The organism is Arthrobacter sp. AG367, assembly GCF_007828995.1.
In the GTDB taxonomy this organism is placed as follows: Bacteria; Actinomycetota; Actinomycetes; order Actinomycetales; family Micrococcaceae; genus Arthrobacter.
On sequence record NZ_VIVE01000001.1, the window covers coordinates 424,052 to 445,272 of the forward strand.

19 protein-coding genes are annotated in these 21,221 nt (G+C 66.1%); 13 read left to right on the top strand and 6 right to left on the bottom strand.

Annotated features, from left to right (window positions below; all coding sequences use genetic code 11):
• Positions 1-22 precede the first annotated feature (22 nt).
• The 12 genes from FB478_RS01905 (at position 23) to FB478_RS01960 (ending at position 11,515) form a co-directional block, all read left to right on the top strand.
• A complete protein-coding gene (locus tag FB478_RS01905; RefSeq protein ID WP_026266193.1) occupies positions 23-739 on the top strand; it encodes an HAD hydrolase-like protein in 717 nt (238 codons plus the stop codon).
• A complete protein-coding gene (locus FB478_RS01910; RefSeq protein ID WP_026266192.1) occupies positions 726-1,394 on the top strand; it encodes a 1-acyl-sn-glycerol-3-phosphate acyltransferase in 669 nt (222 codons plus the stop codon). Before FB478_RS01905 ends, FB478_RS01910 begins: the two co-directional genes overlap by 14 nt.
• 86 nt (positions 1,395-1,480) lie before the next feature.
• Positions 1,481-3,481: an excinuclease ABC subunit UvrC gene (uvrC, locus tag FB478_RS01915; protein WP_144599704.1), complete on the top strand. Its 2,001-nt coding sequence runs from the start codon at positions 1,481-1,483 to the stop codon at positions 3,479-3,481.
• Positions 3,482-3,567: 86 nt separating this feature from the next.
• Positions 3,568-4,491: an RNase adapter RapZ gene (gene rapZ, locus FB478_RS01920; RefSeq protein ID WP_018771982.1), complete on the top strand. Its 924-nt coding sequence runs from the start codon at positions 3,568-3,570 to the stop codon at positions 4,489-4,491.
• The gene (yvcK, locus tag FB478_RS01925; RefSeq protein WP_018771981.1) at positions 4,491-5,510 is read left to right on the top strand and encodes a uridine diphosphate-N-acetylglucosamine-binding protein YvcK; all 1,020 of its coding nucleotides are present in this window, start codon (positions 4,491-4,493) and stop codon (positions 5,508-5,510) included. The genes rapZ and yvcK overlap by 1 nt, the downstream gene beginning before the upstream one ends.
• A gap of 9 nt (positions 5,511-5,519) precedes the next feature.
• Complete coding sequence (gene whiA, locus FB478_RS01930; RefSeq protein ID WP_015937022.1) at positions 5,520-6,500, top strand: DNA-binding protein WhiA; 981 nt, start codon at positions 5,520-5,522, stop codon at positions 6,498-6,500.
• Between the two features lie 102 nt (positions 6,501-6,602).
• Entirely contained in the window at positions 6,603-7,229 is a 627-nt protein-coding gene (locus FB478_RS01935; protein ID WP_018771980.1) for a superoxide dismutase, read from the top strand.
• 261 nt (positions 7,230-7,490) lie between these two features.
• Positions 7,491-8,501 carry a type I glyceraldehyde-3-phosphate dehydrogenase gene (gap, locus tag FB478_RS01940; RefSeq protein WP_018771979.1) on the top strand — a complete coding sequence of 337 codons (1,011 nt, stop codon included), beginning with the start codon at positions 7,491-7,493 and terminating at the stop codon, positions 8,499-8,501.
• A gap of 10 nt (positions 8,502-8,511) precedes the next feature.
• Positions 8,512-9,738, top strand: coding sequence for a phosphoglycerate kinase (locus FB478_RS01945; RefSeq protein WP_056390232.1), 1,227 nt, complete (start codon positions 8,512-8,514; stop codon positions 9,736-9,738).
• Between the two features lie 123 nt (positions 9,739-9,861).
• On the top strand, positions 9,862-10,677 hold the full coding sequence (gene tpiA / locus FB478_RS01950; RefSeq protein WP_018771977.1) for a triose-phosphate isomerase: 816 nt from the start codon (positions 9,862-9,864) through the stop codon (positions 10,675-10,677).
• Positions 10,678-10,725: 48 nt separating this feature from the next.
• Positions 10,726-10,983, top strand: coding sequence for a preprotein translocase subunit SecG (gene secG / locus FB478_RS01955; RefSeq protein ID WP_018771976.1), 258 nt, complete (start codon positions 10,726-10,728; stop codon positions 10,981-10,983).
• Between the two features lie 136 nt (positions 10,984-11,119).
• Positions 11,120-11,515 carry an RNA polymerase-binding protein RbpA gene (locus FB478_RS01960; protein WP_026266190.1) on the top strand — a complete coding sequence of 132 codons (396 nt, stop codon included), beginning with the start codon at positions 11,120-11,122 and terminating at the stop codon, positions 11,513-11,515.
• Here FB478_RS01960 and pgl read toward each other — a convergent pair.
• Genes pgl through tkt form a run of 6 tightly spaced genes read right to left on the bottom strand, consistent with a single transcriptional unit; the run spans position 11,468 to position 19,688 of the window.
• Positions 11,468-12,238, bottom strand: coding sequence for a 6-phosphogluconolactonase (gene pgl / locus FB478_RS01965; RefSeq protein ID WP_018771974.1), 771 nt, complete (start codon positions 12,236-12,238; stop codon positions 11,468-11,470). The genes FB478_RS01960 and pgl overlap by 48 nt on opposite strands.
• Positions 12,239-12,275: 37 nt before the next feature.
• Positions 12,276-13,217 (bottom strand): glucose-6-phosphate dehydrogenase assembly protein OpcA, encoded by a 942-nt coding sequence (locus FB478_RS01970; protein WP_134165361.1) that lies wholly within the window; start codon positions 13,215-13,217, stop codon positions 12,276-12,278.
• On the bottom strand, positions 13,214-14,773 hold the full coding sequence (gene zwf, locus FB478_RS01975; RefSeq protein WP_134165360.1) for a glucose-6-phosphate dehydrogenase: 1,560 nt from the start codon (positions 14,771-14,773) through the stop codon (positions 13,214-13,216). The genes FB478_RS01970 and zwf overlap by 4 nt, the downstream gene beginning before the upstream one ends.
• 15 nt (positions 14,774-14,788) lie before the next feature.
• Positions 14,789-16,420, bottom strand: a complete 1,632-nt coding sequence (locus FB478_RS01980) for a glucose-6-phosphate isomerase (protein ID WP_144599705.1) — start codon at positions 16,418-16,420, stop codon at positions 14,789-14,791.
• A 6-nt stretch (positions 16,421-16,426) separates the two neighbouring features.
• Positions 16,427-17,542, bottom strand: a complete 1,116-nt coding sequence (gene tal, locus FB478_RS01985) for a transaldolase (RefSeq protein ID WP_144599706.1) — start codon at positions 17,540-17,542, stop codon at positions 16,427-16,429.
• Positions 17,543-17,570: 28 nt separating this feature from the next.
• Positions 17,571-19,688: a transketolase gene (tkt, locus tag FB478_RS01990; protein ID WP_026266206.1), complete on the bottom strand. Its 2,118-nt coding sequence runs from the start codon at positions 19,686-19,688 to the stop codon at positions 17,571-17,573.
• A 519-nt stretch (positions 19,689-20,207) separates the two neighbouring features.
• Between tkt and FB478_RS01995 the strand changes: the two genes are divergently transcribed.
• Positions 20,208-21,167, top strand: a complete 960-nt coding sequence (locus FB478_RS01995) for a heme o synthase (protein WP_018772117.1) — start codon at positions 20,208-20,210, stop codon at positions 21,165-21,167.
• Positions 21,168-21,221: the final 54 nt, after the last annotated feature.

Genomic DNA, 21,221 nt, shown 5'->3' on the forward strand with positions numbered 1-21,221 from the left:
GCTGTCATGAGAAACTAACCCGGTGACTTCAACAACAGTGCCCGTGATCTTTGACCTGGACGGCACTCTTGTCGACCCGGCAGGTGGCATAACCGAGGGGATTGCCGCGGCCCTCCGCGGACTGGGGCTCCCGGTTCCCGGCCAGGACCTGCTCAACGCGATGATCGGCCCCAAGCTGAGCGATTCCCTGCTCAACGTGGCAAAGGTACCGGCGGACCGCCTGGAAGAGGTGGTCCGCCGGTACCGCGAACACTACGTGGCCACCGGAATCGCCCAAAGCCGGCTGTACCCGGGCATCCGCGGGATCCTTGAATCCTTCGCCGCAGCAGGCCGGCCTGTGGCAGTAGCCACCCAAAAGCCACAGCGTCTGGCGCATACGGTGCTGGCGCATCATGGCATCGACGGCCTCTTCCACGGAATCCACGGCTCCGGCGATGACGAAGCGGCAGTGGACGGTGTTCCCCTGGGCAAGACCCAGATCATCGCCGCCGCCCTGCGGGACCTGGACACGCAGCACGCCATTATGGTGGGGGACCGCGCCCAGGACGTGTCCGGGGCCATCGCCAACGGACTGGACTGCATCGGCGTCGCATGGGGGTTCGCTCCGGACGGGGAACTGGAGGAAGCCGGCTCCGTGGCTGTCGTCAGCACCGATGAGGAGCTGGTCGCGGTCATCGAGCGTCTGCAGGCCGTCCACGTCGCGGCAATGAGCGGGGTGAGCAACGATGGAAATGTTTGATGCCGTCCGCTGGACCACCCGCAACCTGATCTCCGGCACCTGCCGGCCCACCGTCGTCGGGCTGGACAATGTCCCCTCCGACGGCCCGTTTATCGTGGCTCCCAACCACCTGTCCTTCTTCGACAGCGTGATCGTCCAGGCATTGATGCCGCGGCCGGTCGCCTTCTTCGCCAAAGCCGAATACTTCACCACCGGCGGCGTCAAGGGCAAGGTCATGAAGGCGTTCTTCGAATCCGTGGGCTCCATTCCGGTGGAGCGCGGCGAACAGGCCGCAAGTGTCCAGGCGCTCAAGACACTGCTGGACATCCTGGAGTCAGGCCGCGGCATCGGCATCTACCCTGAGGGAACCCGTTCCCGGGACGGCATCCTCTACCGGGGACGCACCGGGGTCGGCTGGCTGGCGCTCACTACCGGGGCGCCGGTGATTCCCGTGGGCCTGATCGGCACCGAGAAGCTGCAGCGCGCCGGCGAGAAGGGGGTCAGGCCGCAGCACTTCACCATGAAGGTGGGGGAGCCGCTGTACTTCGACAAGACCGGCCCGGACCACTCCCTGCCTGCCCGCCGCGAGGTCACGGACCGCATCATGGACGCCATCGCCGAACTCAGCGGCCAGGAACGTTCGGCCAGTTACAACCAGAGCAAGACCCCGGAATAGCCGGCAAGCCGGCCAGGGACAGCCGGTACGGACCCCGTCCTGGCCGGCTGGCAGGGAGACCCGGCGCGACTCAGTAGACTTGATAGGTGGCAAATCCAGCAAGTTACCGGCCCAAAACCGGTGAAATCCCCACCAACCCGGGCGTATACCGGTTCCGTGATCCGCACGGCCGGGTCATCTATGTGGGCAAGGCGAAAAGCCTGCGGTCCAGGCTGAACTCGTATTTCGCCAACCCGGCCGGACTGCTGCCCAAGACCTATGCCATGGTGCACGCGGCCAGCAGCGTCGAGTGGACGGTCGTTGGCAGCGAACTCGAGTCGCTGCAGCTGGAATACACCTGGATCAAGGAATTCAAGCCCCGGTTCAATGTGGTGTTCCGGGACGACAAGACCTATCCCTACCTCGCCGTGACCATGAACGAAAAGTACCCCCGGGTACAGGTCATGCGGGGGGACAAGCGGAAGGGGACCCGCTACTTCGGCCCGTACACCGCCGGGGCCATCCGCGAGACCATGGACACCCTGCTCCGCGTCTTCCAGGTCCGGAGCTGCAGCGCCGGCGTCTTCAAGCGGGCGGAGGCCAGCGGGCGGCCGTGCCTGCTGGGATACATCGACAAGTGCTCCGCGCCCTGCGTGGGCCGAATCTCGCCGGAGGACCACAAGGCACTTGCCGAGGATTTCTGCGCCTTCATGGGAGGCGAGGCCAAGCGGTTCATCAACAAGCTGGAAAAGCAGATGGCCGACGCCGTGGCGAAGCTGGACTATGAGCACGCCGCCCGGCTCCGCGACGACATCACGGCCCTGCGCAAGGTCTTCGAACGGAACGCCGTGGTGCTGTCCGAGGACACGGATGCAGACGTCTTCGCCCTGCATGAGGATGAGCTGGAAGCCGCCGTCCAGGTGTTCCACGTCCGCGGCGGCAGGATCCGCGGCCAGCGCGGCTGGGTGGTGGAAAAGGTGGAGGATTTCACCACTCCGGACCTGGTGGAGCACCTGCTCCAGCAGGTCTACGGCGAGGACGGCGACACCCATGGCCGGCTGCCACGCGAAGTCCTGGTGCCCGTGGCGCCCAGCAACGCGGAGGACCTTGCCAAATGGCTGGGTGGCATCCGTGGCGCCAAGGTGGACATCCGGGTGCCGCAGCGCGGAGACAAGGCGGCGCTGATGTCCACCGTCCGCGAGAATGCCGAGCACGCGCTGAAGCTGCACAAGACGCGGCGCGCCGGGGACCTCACCGTCAGGTCCCAGGCCCTCCAGGAACTCCAGGAGGCACTGGACCTGCCCGTGCCCCTGCTCCGGATCGAATGCTTCGACGTCTCCCATGTCCAGGGCACCAACGTGGTGGCATCCATGGTGGTGGTGGAGGACGGGCTGCCCAAGAAGTCGGACTACCGCAAGTTCTCCATTACCGGCCCCGCGGCCGCCGATGACACGGCGGCCATGCATGATGTCCTGACCCGGCGGTTCCGGCACTACCTGCAGGACAAGTCCGCGCAGGTGGACGAATCCGTCCTGGCATCCGACGGCCTGGAACCGGACGCGGACAGCGCCGTGCTGGACACCACCACTCCTGCACCCAAGGCCAGGTTCGCCTACCCGCCCAACCTGGTGGTGGTGGACGGCGGGCAGCCACAGGTGAACGCAGCGGCCCGCGCCCTGAAGGACCTGGGCATCGACGACGTCTACGTGGTGGGCCTGGCCAAGCGGCTGGAGGAGGTGTGGCTTCCGGACAGCGACTTTCCCGTCATCCTGCCCCGAACCTCCCAGGGGCTGTACCTGCTCCAGCGGATCCGTGACGAGGCGCACCGCTTCGCCATCACCTTCCACCGGCAAAAGCGCGGCAAGGCCATGACCGTGTCCGCGCTGGACGCTGTTCCGGGCCTGGGCGCCTCCAAGCGCAAGGCCCTGCTGGCCCACTTTGGATCGGTCAAGGGCGTGAAGGCCGCAACCGTGGAAGAGCTTTCACAGGCAAAGGGGATTGGTCCGGCACTCGCCAGCGCCATCGTGAACCACTTCGCCGCTGACGGGCCCGAGGCCGTTGCCGTGCCCGCGATCAACATGACCACCGGCGAAATCATCGAGACTTAGCGGAGTTCCCGGAAATTTAGCTAGGGTAAAGGACGGGCAGTGCCATCACGGCTGCCGGTGGACAACGAGGAAACGGGGCAGGCTTCATGGCAGACACGACGGCGGGATCCGGAGCGGATCAGGACGGGCTGGAGCCCGTCAAACCGCTCGAAGCGGAACTGCTGGTGGTCACCGGAATGTCCGGCGCCGGGCGGAGCACCGCCGCGGACGCCCTGGAGGACCATGGCTGGTATGTCGTGGAGAACCTCCCGCCCCAGATGCTGGGCACGCTGGCGGAGCTTGTTTCGCACGCCCCGCAGTCCATCCCCCGGCTGGCAGTGGTGATCGACGTCCGCAGCAAGGGCCTTTTCGCGGACATCCGCGCAGCCCTGGGCGCACTCGCCGCGAGCGGTGTCACCTTCCGCGTCCTGTTCCTCGACGCCAGCGACAACGTCCTGGTCCGGCGGTTCGAACAGGGGCGGCGGCCCCATCCGCTGCAGGGCGGCGGACGCATCCTGGACGGCATCGCTGCCGAACGTGAGCTGCTGCAGGAACTGCGCGACAGCTCCGACGTCGTCCTCGACACCTCCAACTACAACGTCCACGGGCTGGCCACCGCCATCACCGAACTGTTCAGCGAAACCGGTCCGGTGGCGCTTCGGCTGAATGTCATGAGCTTTGGCTTCAAGTACGGCCTGCCGGTGGACGCCAACTATGTGGCCGATGTCAGGTTCATCCCCAACCCGCACTGGGTACCGCAGCTGCGCCCGCTGACGGGCCTGGACAAGGACGTCAGCGACTACGTGCTCGAGGCCGAAGGCGTCAAGAACTTCGTGGACCGGTATGTCCTGGCACTCGAACCCGTCCTGGAGGGCTACCGCAGGGAGAACAAGCACTACGCCACCATCGCCGTCGGCTGTACGGGCGGCAAGCACCGCTCCGTTGCGGTCGCCGTGGAACTTTCCAAGAAACTTGCGCAGTACCCCCGGGTCACGGTGACCACCGCGCACCGGGATCTGGGCCGCGAATAATGGCACTTTTCACCGGAGCACTGCCCCTGGTGCCGCCTGCCGCCGGCAAGGGCTCGGGCCAGCAGGACAAGGGCCCCAACGTGGTGGCCCTGGGCGGCGGCCACGGCCTTGCGGCCTCGCTGTCCGCGCTCCGCCTGCTCACCTCCGAACTCACTGCGGTGGTCACAGTGGCGGACGACGGCGGGTCGTCGGGGCGTCTGCGCGAGGAGTACGGTGTCCTTCCGCCGGGAGACCTCCGCATGGCGCTGTCTGCGCTCTGCGACGACACCGACTGGGGCCGTACCTGGCGCGATGTCATGCAGCACCGGTTCCGCGCCGCAAAGGGACCCGGCGGATCGCTGGACGAGCACGCCATGGGGAACCTGCTGATCGTCACGCTCTGGGAACTGCTGGGGGACACCGTCGCAGGGCTCAAATGGGCGGGTGCCCTGCTGGGCGCCCGCGGCCAGGTCCTGCCGATGTCCACCGTGCCACTCACCATTGAAGGTGATGTGCGCGTGACCGCACCTGACGGCTCAACCGCGCTGCAAACCATCCACGGCCAGGCCCGCTGTGCCGTGGCAGGCTCACTCGAGGAGGTCCGCCTCCTGCCGAAAGCGGCGCCGGCCTGCACGGACGCCCTGACGGCCATCGAACTGGCGGACTGGGTGGTCCTGGGTCCGGGCTCCTGGTACACGTCCGTCCTGCCGCACCTGCTCCTGCCGGAGATGCGCCAGGCCCTCTGCAGCACCCCCGCCAAACGCTGCCTGACCATGAACCTTGCCACGGACACCAAGGAAACCACGGGCATGACGGCGGCGGACCATCTCCACGTCCTGCGGCGCTACGCGCCGGAGTTCAGCGTGGACGTGGTCCTGGCCGATCCCACCTCCATACCGGACCGCCGGGAGTTCGAGAAGGCCGCCGGCATGATCGGCGCAGAGGTGGTCTTGGGTAAAGTAGGGGCGTCGGGACGCCGCCCTGTCCACGAGCCGCTGCGGCTGGCGACGGCGTACCAGGACATTTTTGGGAACAGTTAGGAAGGTGCCATGGCACTGACAGCATCAGTCAAGGAAGAACTGTCCCGTCTGGACATCAAGAAGTCATCAGTGCGCAAGGCTGAGGTTTCCGCCATGCTCCGGTTTGCCGGGGGACTGCACATCATCTCCGGCCGGATCGTCATCGAGGCGGAAGTGGACCTGGCCTCGACGGCGCGCAGGCTCCGTGCCGCCATCGCAGAGGTCTACGGACACCAAAGCGAAATCATCGTCGTTTCCGCCGGCGGACTCCGGCGCGCCAGCCGCTACGTCGTCCGCGTGGTCCGCGACGGCGAGGCGCTGGCACGCCAGACCGGCCTCCTGGACGGACGCGGACGCCCCGTGCGCGGGCTGCCGTCCGCCGTCGTGAACGGTTCCGCGGCGGACGCCGAGGCCGTCTGGCGCGGGGCCTTCCTGGCCCACGGCTCCCTCACGGAACCCGGCCGGTCATCATCGCTGGAGGTCACCTGCCCGGGGCCAGAATCCGCCCTGGCCCTGGTGGGCGCGGCCCGCCGCCTGGACATCCAGGCCAAGGCCAGGGAAGTCAGGGGAGTGGACCGGGTGGTGATCCGCGACGGTGACACCATCGCCGCACTCCTGACCCGCATGGGAGCCCACGACGCCCTGATGGTCTGGGAGGAGCGCCGCATGCGCAAGGAGGTCAGGGCAACCGCCAACCGCCTCGCCAACTTCGACGACGCCAACCTGCGCCGTTCCGCACAGGCAGCGGTGGCGGCAGGGGCAAGGGTGGACCGGGCACTGGAAATCCTCGGCGACGACGTTCCGGACCACCTGAAGTACGCAGGCGAACTGCGGGTGGCGCACAAGCAGGCCAGCCTGGACGAGCTGGGCCGCCTGGCCGACCCCGTCATGACCAAGGATGCTATTGCCGGCAGGATCCGCCGGCTGCTGGCCATGGCGGACAAGCGCGCCCTTGACCTGGGCATTCCCGGAACGGACGCCAATGTGACGCCCGAAATGCTGGACGAGTAACCGCCCCATAGAATCAAAAATAATTCCGGGCACCAGCTGCCCGGATGCACAATCCGAGAGTTACCAACCGGGCCTGACGGGTCCACGATATTGGAGGATTTTGTGACCGAGTACGTATTGCCGGAACTCAGCTACGACTACGCCGCCCTCGAACCGCACATTTCCGCGCGGATCATGGAACTGCACCACAGCAAGCACCACGCCGCCTACGTGGCAGGCGCCAACAACGCCCTCGCCCAGTTGGCCGAGGCGCGCGAAAAGGGCGACTTCGCCAACATCAACCGGCTTTCCAAGGACCTCGCGTTCCACACCGGCGGCCACATCAACCACTCCGTGTTCTGGAAGAACCTCTCCCCGGACGGCGGCGACAAGCCCGAGGGCGAGCTGGCTGCCGCGATCGATGACGCCTTCGGCTCCTTCGATGCCTTCCGTGCGCAGTTCTCCGCCGCTGCCCTGGGCCTCCAGGGATCGGGCTGGGGCTTCCTCGCCTACGAGCCCATCGGCGGAAACCTCGTCATCGAGCAGCTGTACGACCAGCAGGGCAACACGGCACTGGGAACCACCCCGCTGCTGATGCTGGACATGTGGGAGCACGCCTTCTACCTGGACTACGTCAACGTGAAGGCCGACTACGTCAAGGCCTTCTGGAACATCGTCAACTGGGCGGACGTTGCCAAGCGTTTCGAGGCAGCACGCACCAACGCCACGGGACTCATCACCCTCCCGTAGTGGGCGGCACCATACCCTGCTGTAACAAACTTCACATTCGGACTTAAACCACCCGCAATGTGGACCGTCCGCCCCCGCACTTGCGGGGGCGGACCCAGTTAAACGTAAGATAGGTCACGGAAGGCGGTTAGCCTTCAGCAATGAGGCTGGTCGCCCTCCGTTTGTAAATCATCTCTGCCCAATGGCGTGCGGGATCTGTTAGTTGGCTTGATAGCCCGCTCAACTAGTTGTGCTTCTGAAAGCACCAAGGAGACTGAAAAAGTGACGACCCGTATTGGTATCAACGGCTTTGGCCGTATTGGCCGCAACTACTTCCGCGCAGCCCTGGCACAGGGCGCCGACCTGGAGATCGTTGCAGTCAACGACCTCACCAGCCCCGAAGCCCTGGCCCACCTGTTCAAGTACGACTCCGTGGGCGGCCGCCTGAAGGAAACCATTGAGGTCAAGGACGGCAACATCGTCGTCAACGGCAACGTCGTCAAGGTACTGGCTGAGCGCGACCCCGCCAACCTCCCCTGGGGCGAACTGGGAGTGGACATCGTCATCGAGTCCACCGGCTTCTTCACCAAGGCCGCCGATGCCCGGAAGCACATCGATGCCGGCGCCAAGAAGGTCCTGATCTCCGCTCCCGCCTCGGACGAGGACATCACCATCGTGATGGGCGTGAACCACAACCTGTACGACAACGCCACGCACCACATCATCTCCAACGCTTCCTGCACCACCAACTGCCTCGGCCCGCTGGCCAAGGTGGTCAACGACGAATTCGGCATCGAACGCGGCCTGATGACCACCGTCCACGCCTACACCGCAGACCAGAACCTGCAGGACGGCCCGCACAAGGACCTGCGCCGCGCCCGCGCTGCCGCCATCAACATGGTCCCCACTTCCACCGGCGCCGCCAAGGCCATCGGCCTGGTCCTGCCTGAGCTGAAGGGCAAGCTGGACGGCTACGCCATCCGCGTTCCCGTGCCCACCGGCTCGGCCACCGACCTCACCGTCACCGTCTCCCGCGAGACCACCGTGGAGGAAGTCAACGCAGCCCTCAAGCGTGCCGCCGAATCCGAGGAACTGCAGGGCTTCCTGACCTACACGGACGAGCCCATCGTGTCCTCCGACATCGTCGGCGACCCCGCATCCTCCATCTTCGACTCCGGCCTGACCAAGGTCATCGGCAACCAGGTCAAGGTTGTTTCCTGGTATGACAACGAATGGGGCTACTCCAACCGCCTCGTAGACCTTACGGAGCTTGTCGCATCCAAGCTGGGCTAGGGTTAGACACATGACATCTCACACCCTCAACGAACTGATCGCTGAAGGTGTCCGCGGGCGGTACATTCTGGTTCGAAGTGACCTGAATGTGCCGCTCGACGGCTCTACAGTCACTGATGATGGCCGTATCAAGGCCTCCCTGCCAGTGCTGCAAAAGCTCACGGACGCCGGTGCCCGCGTGCTGGTAACAGCCCACCTCGGACGCCCCAAGGGCGCGCCGGAAGACAAGTACTCCCTCCGCCCCGCAGTGGACCGCCTCGCCGAACTGGCAGGCTTCAAGGTCACCCTTGCAGCCGACACCGTCGGCGATGCCGCCAAGGCAGCCGCCGCGTCGCTGCAGGACGGTGAAGCGCTGGTCCTCGAGAACGTCCGCTTCGACGCCCGCGAAACCAGCAAGGACGACGCTGAACGCGGAGCCTTCGCGGATGAGCTCGTGGCGCTCACCGGCGGCAACGGCGCCTACGTGGATGACGCCTTCGGCGCCGTCCACCGCAAGCACGCCAGTGTCTATGACGTCGCCACCCGGCTTCCGTCATACCAGGGCGACCTGGTGCACACCGAAGTGGAAGTCCTCCGAAAGCTGACCACCGACACCCAGCGCCCCTATGTGGTGGTGCTCGGCGGCTCCAAGGTCTCGGACAAGCTCGCGGTCATCGACAACCTGATCGGCAAGGCTGACACCATCCTGGTGGGCGGCGGAATGCTCTTCACGTTCCTGGCGGCAGCAGGCCACAAGGTTGGCTCCAGCCTCCTTGAGGAGGACCAGATCACCGTCGTCAAGGACTACCTGAAGCGCGCGGCCGATGCCGGCACGGAATTCGTTGTCCCCACGGACGTTGTGGTGGCAGAGAAGTTCGCCGCCGACGCCAGGCACGAGACCGTGGCAGCCGACGCCATTGAAGGCAGCAGCTTCGGCGCCCAGGGCATCGGCCTGGACATTGGGCCGGATACAGCGGCTGCCTTCTCCGAACGGATCAAGGGCGCGCGGACAGTCTTTTGGAACGGCCCCATGGGTGTCTTCGAATTCGAGGCATTCTCGGCCGGCACCCGTGCAATCGCCCAGGCCCTCACCGAAACCGGCGGGTTCACCGTGGTGGGCGGAGGGGACTCCGCTGCCGCTGTGCGCACGCTGGGTTTCAGTGATGACCAGTTCGGACACATTTCCACTGGCGGCGGCGCCAGCCTGGAATACCTTGAAGGCAAGGAACTCCCCGGCCTCAGCGTCCTGGACCGGTAGGGCCAGGCCGGTAGAACCACCGCTGCTTTCCCAGCAGTAAACGGACTTCGCAGTCCTCCGGCCGGCAGGTTGCCCGCGGCAGCCTGCCGGCCGCACACATATCAAGAACTTTTTGGAGATTACGTGACTACGTCAACGAACGGCGCTTTCGACCGCAAGCCCTTCATCGCGGGCAACTGGAAAATGAACATGGACCACGTCCAGGGCATCACGCTCCTGCAGAAGCTGGCCTGGACCCTCTCCGACGCCAAGCACGACTACAGCCGCGTCGAGGTGGCCGTCTTCCCGCCGTTCACGGACCTCCGCGGTGTCCAGACCCTGGTCCAGGGCGACGACCTGCAGGTCGCCTACGGCGGCCAGGACCTGTCCCAGTTCGACTCAGGAGCCTACACCGGCGACATTTCCGGGCAGTTCCTGAACAAGCTCGGCTGCAAGTACGTCCTGGTGGGCCACAGCGAACGCCGCACCATCCACAACGAATCCGATGACGTCCTCAACGCCAAGGTCAAGGCCGCCTTCAGGCACGGGGTCACCCCGGTCCTCTGCGTCGGCGAAGGCCTTGAGATCCGCCAGGCCGGAACCCACGTCGACCACACGCTGCAGCAGCTCCGTGCCGGAGTGTCCGGCCTGACGGCCGAACAGGCCGCCGAACTGGTGGTGGCCTACGAGCCCGTCTGGGCCATCGGCACCGGTGAAGTGGCAGGACCGGAGGACGCACAGGAAATGTGCGCCGCCATCCGCGCCGAGCTGGAATCGCTGTTCGGTGCCGGGACAGCCGGCAAGACCCGCCTTCTCTACGGCGGTTCGGTAAAGGCCAACAACGCGGCAGCGATCCTGCAGGAACGCGACGTGGACGGCCTGCTGGTGGGAGGCGCAAGCCTCGACCCCGCCGAGTTTGCTAATATTGTCAGGTTCGAGAGCCACCTGGTCGCGGACTAGTCCCCAGCCAGCGAAAACTCCCGCAATCCCAACTTCTGAAAGGCCGTCGTGGACGTTCTTCATGTCATTCTGCAGATCCTCCTGGGCATCACCAGCCTCCTGCTGACGCTGCTGATCCTCCTGCACAAGGGACGCGGCGGCGGGTTGTCCGACATGTTCGGCGGCGGCATGAGCTCGGGCCTCAGCTCTTCAGGCGTGGCAGAACGGAACCTCAACCGCTTCACCATCATCCTGGGCGTGACGTGGGGCGTGGTGATCATCGCCCTTGGCCTGATCATGCGGTTCAGCGGGACCGGGGATTCCTGACCCCTGCTGTACAAGGTCCTTTAGGCCCTGCCGCCCGGTAGGCCTGCCAATTAGACTGTGGCTGTCGGTTCACCCGGCGGCCACAGTCTTGTTTAAGCTGCAGGTCCCCGGCGTCCGCTTCGAGGCAGGAGTCGTAATGGTCCATCCGTCATCAGGCTTCCGGGGCACCCGCGCCGGGGTTACTGCAGGGTCCGGGTCGAGCCTGCAGTCCAACGACTCGTCCCCGCGCCCTCTTCCCCGTATCCGGGTGTCCTATTGGTGTGCCAGGGGGCATGAGACGCAGCCCGTGTTCCTGAAGATGCCCGAGGACCAGATTCCCGCGACGTGGGACTGCAGGCGTTGTGGTGGACCCGCCACCAGGGACGGACGGGCCGCGGCTGCTGACGACCCTTTCGACGACGGCTACAAGAGCCATCTGGAATACGTTAAAGAACGGCGCTCCGCCCAGGACGCCGAAGACGTCCTGGCCGGAGCGCTGGAAAAGCTACGCGCCCGCGGCGTCCTTCCGGACCAACTGCTGCGGGACACGTGAGGCTGCATTCTCGTCAATCAACCACAGGGTACGGGACGTTCCACGGGGGCCGGACGCCGGTACCTGCACAGGGTTCGCCCCGGCCAGCGCCAGCCCTACAGCTCCTGCCTTGTCCTCACCGGCCACAACCATCCAAACCTCCGCCGCCGTATTGATGGCGGGAAGGGTCAGCGAGATCCGCAGCGGCGGCGGCTTGGGGGCGTTCCTGACACCCACCACCGTGCGCTCCTTTTCGCGGATGCCGGCCTGTTCCGGAAACAGCGATGCGATGTGTGCGTCGGGCCCCACGCCGAGCAGCACCACGTCCAGCCGGGGGAGCAACGACGGCTCCTCCGGCCGGTCGTCGGACATGTCGGCCGCGTGTTCGTCTGCTGCGGCTTCCCGCAGCTGGCGGGCGTAGTCCTCGGCGGCTTCCTCCGGAGTGCCGAACTCATCCGAAGAACCAGGGGAGTGCACCCGGTCCGGATCGACGGGGATGTGGGACAGCAGTGCGTCGAACGCCTGCCTGGTATTCCGCTCAGGATCGGCAGACCCGACGAATCGTTCGTCGCCCCACCAAAAGTTGACCTTGGACCAGTCGACGGCGGGCGCTGCCGGTGAGTCCGCAACCGCCTTCAGCGTGCCGATCCCCACGGTTCCCCCGGTGAGCACCACGGTGGCTTCGCCGTACTTGTCCTGCACATCAACGAGCTTGGTGATCAGGCGGGCCGCGATGGCGGCCATGAGGACGGACGAATCTGGATGGATGCTTACTCGTGGGTCAACGCTCACTGGGTCGGACGCTCCTTAGATTGGTACGTGGCAGTCCCATAGTAATCACTTCCCCGAAGACTTCGTCCGGGTCGAGGCGGCGGAGTTCTTCGGCGAGGCAGTCGCGGAGGCTGCGGCGTGGGAGGGAGATCCGTTGGGCGGGTTGGCCGGGTTGGGTGAGTTCGGCGACGGAAAGTCCGGGGCGGAACAGCTGGACGTCGCCGCCGGGGCGGCTGAGGCGGACGCGGCGGATGCCGGTCCCTGCCGGGTCCGCGACGATGGTCACGGGTGCGTCCAGGGTCAGGGTGAGCCAGGCTGCCAGCAGGATGGTGGAGGGTGAGTCCGAGGCGCCTTCGACCGCGACGGCCGTGACCGGTGAGGAGTCCACTTCGTCCAGGGCTGCCGCGAGCTGGATCCGCCAGTTGGTCAGCCGGGTCCAGGCGAGGTCGGTGTCGCCGGCCTTGTAGGTGCGGTGGATCCGTTCCAGTGCGGCCTGGGGGTCGGGTTCGTTCGCGGAGTCGGTGATCCTGCGGTGCGCGATCGCGCCGATGGAGGTCTCGCACGCGTTCGCGGGGGCGCCGTGCGGCCACCAGGCCACGATCGGGGCGTCCGGGAGCAGCAGCGCGGCCACCAGGGACTCGGACTCGTGGGCCAGTTGGCCGTAGCCGCGCAGCACGATCACTTCCGAGGCGCCGGCGTCCCCGCCCACCCGGATCTGCGCGTCGAGCCGGTCTTCGGCGTCCTTCCCGGCGTCGGCGAGGACGATGATCCGGCAGGGGTGTTCCCGGCTGGCGTCGTTCGCGGCCTCGATCGCTTCTTCCTCGAGCCCGGACTTGGTCACGACCACCAGGGTCAGGACCCGGCCCAGCGCGATCACGCCGCCCTGCTCGCGCAGGGCCATGAGTTTCTTGGACACCTTCGAGGTGGTGGTGTCGGGCAGGTTAACGATCATGGCCTTCTCCAGGTTCGTCCGTCACGGGCCAGCAGCTCATCGGCCGACGCGGGGCCCCAGGAACCGGGGGCGTAGGGTTCGGGCTGCTCACTCAGGGACGCCCAGTATTCCTCGAACGGGTCAAGGATCTTCCAGGACAGCTCCACTTCCTCATGCCGCGGGAACAGCGGCGGCTCACCCAGAAGCACGTCCAGGATCAGCCGCTCGTACGCCTCCGGAGAGGACTCCGTGAACGAGTGCCCGTAGCCGAAGTCCATGGTCACGTCGCGGACTTCCATTTGCGTGCCCGGGACCTTGGAACCGAACCGGATGGTCACGCCCTCATCGGGCTGGACCCGGATCACCACGGCGTTCTGCCCGAAGTCATCCTCCCCGTGGTCACGGAATAACAGGTTCGGGGCGCGCTTGAAGACCACCGCGATTTCGGTCACGCGCCGGCCCAGGCGCTTGCCGGCCCGCAGGTAGAACGGCACTCCGGACCAGCGGCGGGTGTGGATGTCCACCCGGACAGCGGCGTAGGTTTCGGTGGTGGAATCGGCGGGGATGCCTTCTTCCTCCAGGTAGCCCTGGACCTGCTCGCCGCCCTGCCAGCCGCCGGTGAACTGCCCGCGGGCCGAGTGCGTGGACAGGTCCTCCGGGAGCTTGACCGCGGCGAGGACTTTTTCCTTCTCTGCCCGCAGGTCATCGGCGTTGAAGGAGATCGGCTCCTCCATCGCCGTCAAAGCGAGCAGCTGCAGCAGGTGGTTCTGGATCACGTCGCGGGCCGCGCCCACGCCGTCGTAATATCCTGCCCGGCCGCCGGTGCCGATGTCCTCGGCCATGGTGATCTGGACATGGTCCACGTAGTTGGCGTTCCACAACGGCTCGAACAACTGGTTCGCGAAACGCAGCGCCAGGATGTTCTGCACCGTTTCCTTGCCCAGGTAATGGTCAATCCGGAACACCGCGTCCGGCGGGAACACCGATTCGACGATGTCGTTCAACTGCCTTGCCGACTGCAGGTCGTGACCGAACGGCTTTTCGATCACCACGCGCCGCCATTTGTCCCCCTCGGCCTGCGCCAAACCGTGCTTGGAGAGCTGCCGGCAGACCTGCTCGAACGCCTTGGGCGGGATCGACAAGTAGAACGCGTGGTTCCCCCTGGTGCCCCGGACGTCGTCGAGTTCCTTGATGGTCTCACCAAGGCGCTCAAAGGCCGCGTCGTCGTCGAACTCGCCCTGGACAAACCGGATGCCCTCGGACAACTGGTTCCACACGGCCTCATCGAACGGCGTCCGCGCATGGGCCTGCACCGAGGCCTTGACCTCGGCGGCGAAATCTTCCTTGTCCCACTCCCGGCGGGCAAAACCCACCAGCGCGAAACTCGGCGGCAACAGCCCACGGTTGGCAAGGTCATACACCGCAGGCATGAGCTTCTTCCGGGCCAAATCACCCGTGACCCCAAAGAGCACCAACGACGACGGACCGGCAATCCGGTTCAAACGGCGGTCACGCGGATCGCGCAACGGATTACGCCCGCGGCCCGCGCCCTTCCTGCCGTATTCAGTTTCTGGCATGGTTGCTTCTGCGCCTTAGCTTTCGGTAGCGGATGCGCGGGTGGACAGGGCAGCGACGATGTCCTGCAGCTGCGCCACGCCGGCGGCACGGTCGGTGAGGTGGAGGCGGAGCACGGGACGTCCGTGCCCACCCAGGACCTGGGCGTCGCCTGCTGCCTGTGCGGCGATGAGTTCGCCAAAGCTGAAGGGCCGGTCCGGGATCCCCAGATCCTCGGCGGGGGTGGCGGTGACCTGGAGGAACACGCCAATGGCGGGACCGCCCTTGTGGAACTGGCCGGTGGAGTGCAGGAAGCGCGGACCCCAGCCGAACGTCACCGGACGGCCGGTCGCGGCGGCAAGTTCGTCCCGGATACCCTCCAGCCCGGCGAACGCCAGCCGGTCGAAGTACGCCTGGACGCTCAGGTAGCTGTCCGCGGCCAGGGTGCCCAGCAGGGCCTTGACGGCGCCCTCCGCCGTGGCGGCGTTTCCGAGCCAGTCCCCGCCGCGCACCTCAATGGCGCCGTCGACGAATGCCGCAGGCGTGGGCTCCGGCTGGGCGTCCAGCAGCCCACGCGCTGCCACCTTGGCGGCCTCAACGTCGGGCTGGTCGAAGGGGTTGATCCCCAGCAGGCGCCCGGCAACGGCGGTGGCGAACTCCCACACCATCATCTGGGTGGCAAGGCCGCCGGCAATGGCCACCTGGTTGTCACCGGGTTCGACGTCGGCATCCGCGGCGACGAGCCGCACCACCAGGACGTCGGGGGCACCGGAGGTTACCTCCGGGGCCTGCGGCTCCGCGACGACCGGCAGGATCCCGGTTCCCAGCTTGCCCGTGGACTCGGCGATGAGCTGCTCAGCCCAGTCCGCGAAGCCAACGATGCCGGAGCCGTCCTCGGCGATGACGACCTTGTTCCGCAGCGGGCTGGTTCCGCCCAGCGCGGCGCCCAGTGCCAACCCGATGTTTTCAGGGGCGTCGTCGTTGAGGATCTCGGCAGCTTCCTCGGCTTCGTCCAGGAATGCCTGGATGTCCACGCCTGCCAGGCCGGAAGGAACCAGGCCGAACGCTGTCAGCGCGGAGTAGCGGCCGCCCACGTTGGGGTCGGCGTTGAAGACGGCGCGGTAGCCGGCTTCGCGGGAGGCCTTGTCCAGCGGCGATCCCGGGTCCGTCACGATGATGATCCGGCTCTTGGCGTCCGCGCCGGCCTCGGTGAAGGCCTGCTCGAAAATCCGGCGCTGCGAGTCGGTCTCAAGGGTGGAGCCGGACTTGGACGAGACCACGATTGCGGTCTCGGCCAGCCGGTCTTCAAGGGCAGCACGGACCTGGTCGGGGTCCGTGCTGTCCAGCACCGTCAGCTCGACGCCGGCCGTGCCTGCGATAACCTCGGGGGCCAGCGAGGATCCGCCCATGCCGCAAAGCACGATCCGGGTGACGCCTTCGGCGCGCAGGGCGTCGCGGAGTTCCAGGATGTCCTTGACCAAGGATTGTGAAACGGTGGCCGCCTCCACCCAGCCGAGGCGGATGGCCGACTCCGACTCCGCATCAGGACCCCACAGGGTGTGGTCCTTCGCGAAGATCCGGGTGGCGATCCGGTCATTTACCAGGGCGGGAAGGTGCTGGTCCAGGGCTTGCTGGGCAGCGCCGGTGGCGTCGAAGCTGAGTGTGCTCATTGTGTGTTAGGAGGCCTTCCGTGCAGAGGCGAGGGCACCTTCGACGTCGGCCAGCAGTTCTTTCCAGCTGGCCACGAACTTGTCCAGGCCTTCGGTTTCGAGCAGGGCGACGACATCGTTGTAGGAGATGCCGAGCTTTTCCAGGGCGTCGAGGGTGGCGTTCGCCTCGGCGTACGTGCCGGTGACCGTATCACCGGTGACCACGCCGTGGTCGAAGGTGGCGTCCAGGGTCTTCTCCGGCATGGTGTTGACGACGCCGGGAGCGACAAGTTCGGTGACGTAGAGGGTGTCGGGGTACGCCGGGTCCTTCACGCCGGTGGAGGCCCACAGCGGACGCTGGGGGAGTGCCCCGGCCCCGGCGAGCAGTGCCCACCGCTCAGTCGAGAAGAGTTCCTCGTAGACCTGGTAGGCAAGGCGGGCGTTGGCAACGCCGGCCTTCCCCTTCAGTGCCTTGGCTTCGTCGGTGCCGATCTTGTCCAGGCGCTTGTCGATCTCGGTGTCCACCCGGGAGACAAAGAACGAGGCCACGGAGTGGATCTTCGCAAGGTCGTGGCCGTTCTCCTTGGCCTGCTCCAGGCCGGACTGGAAGGCGTTGATGACCGCGCGGTAACGCTCCAGGGAGAAGATCAGCGTTACGTTGACGCTGATGCCCTCGGCCAGGGTGGCGGTGATGGCCTCGAGGCCTTCCAGGGTTGCCGGGATCTTGATGTGGACGTTGTCCTTGTTGACCCGCTGGTAGAGGTGCTTGGCCTCGGCGATGGTGCCTGCGGTGTCCCAGGCCAGGCGGGGGTCGACTTCGATGGACACGCGGCCGTCGACGCCCTTGGTGGCTGCGGCCACCGGGGCGAAGAGGTCGCAGGCATCAGCAACGTCGGTGGTGGTGATCTCGAAGATCGTGTCCTCCACGCTGGCGCCTTCTGCGGCCTTGCCGGCAATGATGTGGTCGTAGTCGGTGCCGGACGTGATGGCTGCGTGGAAGATGGACGGGTTGGTGGTCACTCCGACCACGTTCTTCTCTTCAATGAGCTTGCGGAGGGTGCCGGTCTGCAGGCGTCCGCGGGAAAGGTCGTCGAGCCAGATGGAGACTCCGGCGTCGGAGAGCTGCTGGGTGGGAGTAGTCATTTCTTGTATCTCCTAAAAGATGAGGGTTTCAGGCCTGGAGGCTGGAGATGGAGTCCTTGGCTGCGGCAGCCACTGCTTCTGCCGTGATGCCGAACTCCTGGAAGAGGCGCTTGTAGTCCGCGGAAGCGCCGTAGTGCTCAAGGCTCACGGAACGGCCGGCGTCGCCGACGAATTCCCGCCAGCCCAGGGCCAGTCCTGCTTCCACCGAAACGCGTGCCTTGACGGCGGCGGGCAGGACGGATTCGCGGTAGGCGGCGTCCTGCTTCTTGAACCACTCGACACACGGCATGGAGACAACCCGGGCTGCGATGCCTTCGGCCTGGAGGGCTTCGCGGGCCTGGACGGCCAACTGGACCTCGGAGCCGGTGCCGATCAGGATCACGTCGGCCGGAACCGTGGCGCCGTCCTTCGAGGCCTCGGCCAGGACGTAGCCGCCCTTTGCAACACCTGCGGTGGAAGCGAACGTGTCGCCGTCGGCGTCGCCCGCGCCACGTTCCCAAGTGGGGATGTTCTGGCGGGTCAGGACGATGCCGGCAGGGTTGCTGTGGTTTTCGAGCATGGTCTTCCACGCAGCTGCCACTTCGTTGGCGTCGCCGGGGCGGACCACGTCCAGGCCAACGATGGCACGCAGCGAGGCGAGCTGTTCCACCGGCTGGTGGGTGGGGCCGTCTTCGCCCAGGCCGATGGAGTCGTGGGTCCAGACGTACAGCGACGGAACACCCATGAGCGCGCCGAGCCGGATGGCGGGGCGCTGGTAGTCGCTGAAGATCAGGAAGGTGCCGGAGAAGGCGCGGGTGTTGCCCGCCAGGCTGATGCCGTTCACGATCGAGGCAGCAGCGTGCTCGCGGATGCCGAAGTGCAGCACGCGGCCGTAGGGGTTGCCGGACCAGGCACCGGTCTGCTTGGAGGCAGGCACGAAGGACGGCGAGCCCTCGATGGTGGTGTTGTTGGACTCGGCGAGGTCGGCGGAGCCGCCCCAGAGTTCGGGCAGTACCGGGCCCAGCGCGTTCAGTACCTTGCCCGATGCTGCGCGGGTGGAAACGTCCTTGCCTGCCGGGAAGACCGGAAGGGCAGCGTCCACGCCTTCGGGGAGTTCCCTGGCCTCGATGCGCTGCAGCAGAGCCGCGCCTTCAGGGTTGGCTGCCTGCCAGGCATTGAAGGACTCTTCCCATTCCTTGCGGGCGGCGGCGCCACGGTCCACTACGGAGCGGGCGTGGGCCAGGACTTCCTGGTCCACATCGAAGGACTTGGACGGGTCGAAGCCCAGGACTTCCTTCAGCGCTGCGACTTCCTCGGCGCCGAGGGCGGAGCCGTGGATCTTGCCGGTGTTCTGCTTCTTGGGCGCCGGGTAGCCGATGATGGTGCGCAGGGAGATGATGGAGGGCTTGGAGGTCTCAGCCTTCGCTGCGAGCAGGGCCGAGTACAGCTCCTGCACATCTTCCTTGTATTCGCCCGTCTTGGTCCAGTCCACCCGCTGGGTGTGCCAGCCGTAGGCTTCATAGCGCTTCAGGACATCTTCGGTGAAGGCGATGTCGGTATCGTCCTCGATGGAGATGTGGTTCTCGTCGTAGATGACCACTAGATTGCCGAGTTCCTGGTGGCCGGCGAGCGAGGAAGCCTCGGCCGTGACGCCTTCCTGGAGATCGCCGTCGGACGCAATGACCCAGATGGTGTGGTCGAACGGCGATTCGCCGGCGGGGGCGTCAGCATCGAACAGGCCGCGCTGGCGGCGCTGGGAGTAGGCGAAGCCAACCGAGGAGGCCAGGCCCTGGCCCAGCGGTCCGGTAGTGATCTCCACGCCGGCGGTGTGCTTGTACTCCGGGTGTCCCGGGGTCAGCGAACCCCATGTGCGAAGCGCCTCCAGGTCCTTCAGTTCCAGGCCGTAGCCGGAGAGGAACAGCTGGATGTAAAGGGTCAGCGAGGTGTGGCCGGGGGACAGGACGAACCGGTCGCGGCCCAGCCACTGCGGATCGCGCGGGTCATGGCGCATCAGCTTCTGGAAAAGAAGGTAAGCGGCGGGGGCCAGGCTCATGGCGGTTCCGGGGTGGCCGTTGCCCACCTTCTCTACGGCATCGGCGGCCAGGACGCGGATGGTGTCCACGGCGCGCTGGTCCAAGCTGGTCCATGACAGTTCTTGCTCTTCCAAATGTGGCACGAAAACCGGGCCCCTCTCTGTGCTGATGGCGGCTGTACACCGGTTCCGTTTAAGGGCGCACTGCGTGGCGCCTGCTGCGGTGTGTACCAGCCGTTCACCATCGAAACGTTGATCCTTGCATTCAGTCACGGACAGCAGCGGGAATGCGTTTTCCACCGCTTTCTTGCTGCGTGCTGATCTGTTGACAGCTTAGCTCTTATCCATTCTGCGGGCGGCCCAAATCTCACGTTTTGGACGCAATTTCCCCTTTTGTGAATCACCGTCACGAAGGGTTGAGTTAATCTGCTCGAATGGGCCCGTGAGCAATCATCTGCGCATATGGCGGGGCCGGGACAGCGCCCGCGGCGCGGTATGATATTCGGAGGCCAACGCCGGGCGTGCATCCCTATCGCCGTCCGGGGTTTCCCGACTGTTGCACGCACCTGAAGCATTTCCTCCCTTCTTGCCGTGCCCGGGTCCGGGCCGCACGACCGGAGCTGCACTGCCAGCCTCAACTGCCACACAGAACGGGTGACTGCCACCGTGAGCACAACAGATACGCCGCTGAACGCATCCCGGGCCTCCGGCGCCGGGTTTGCCCGTAAGGCCAAGGCGTATCTCGCCCTCACCAAGCCGCGCGTGATCGAACTGCTGCTGGTCAGCACCTTGCCCACCATGATTTACGCCCAGCGGGGCTTCCCATCCATCGGACTGATCCTCGCCACGCTGGTGGGCGGTGCCTTCGCTGCGGGCAGCGCCGGGGCCTTCAACTGTTACATCGACCGCGACATCGACAAGCTGATGCACCGCACGGAGAACAGGCCGCTGGTCACCGGTGAAGTCACCCCGCGCGAGGCGCTGGTCTTTTCCTGGCTGCTGGGTGCCGCCTCGATCGTGATCCTCTGGTTCGGAGCCAATCCGCTTTCCGCCTGGCTGGGGCTGGGTGCCATCTTCTTCTACGTGGTCATCTACACCATGATCCTCAAGCGGCGCACGGCGCAGAACATTGTCTGGGGCGGTGCAGCAGGCTGCTTCCCGGTGCTGATCGCGTGGGCTGCCGTCACCAACTCTGTTGAGTGGCCGGCGGTCGTTCTGTTCATGGTGATCTTCCTGTGGACCCCGCCACACTACTGGCCCCTGTCCATGCGTTACGGCGAGGACTACCGGAACGCCAACGTCCCCATGCTCGGTGCCATCGCCGGCGCCAAGGTGGTGTCCGTCCAGGTGGTCCTGTACGCCTGGGCCATGGTGGCCTGCTCCCTGCTGATGATTCCTGCGGGTGGGGCCGGCTGGGTCTACACCGTAACCGCAGTCCTGGCCGGCGCGTGGTTCCTCTATGAATCCCATGCCCTGTATTCGCGCGCCCACAGCGAGGACATCCCGGACAAGCGCGCCATGAAGGTCTTCCATGGCTCCATCAGCTACCTGACGCTGTTGTTCATCGCGCTGGCGGTGGACCCGTTCGTCGGGCATGCAATCATGGCCGGCTAGGCCCCGGCGCACATCCCCGGCCCAAGCCCATCGGCGGCCCCCACCTGAGTGGTG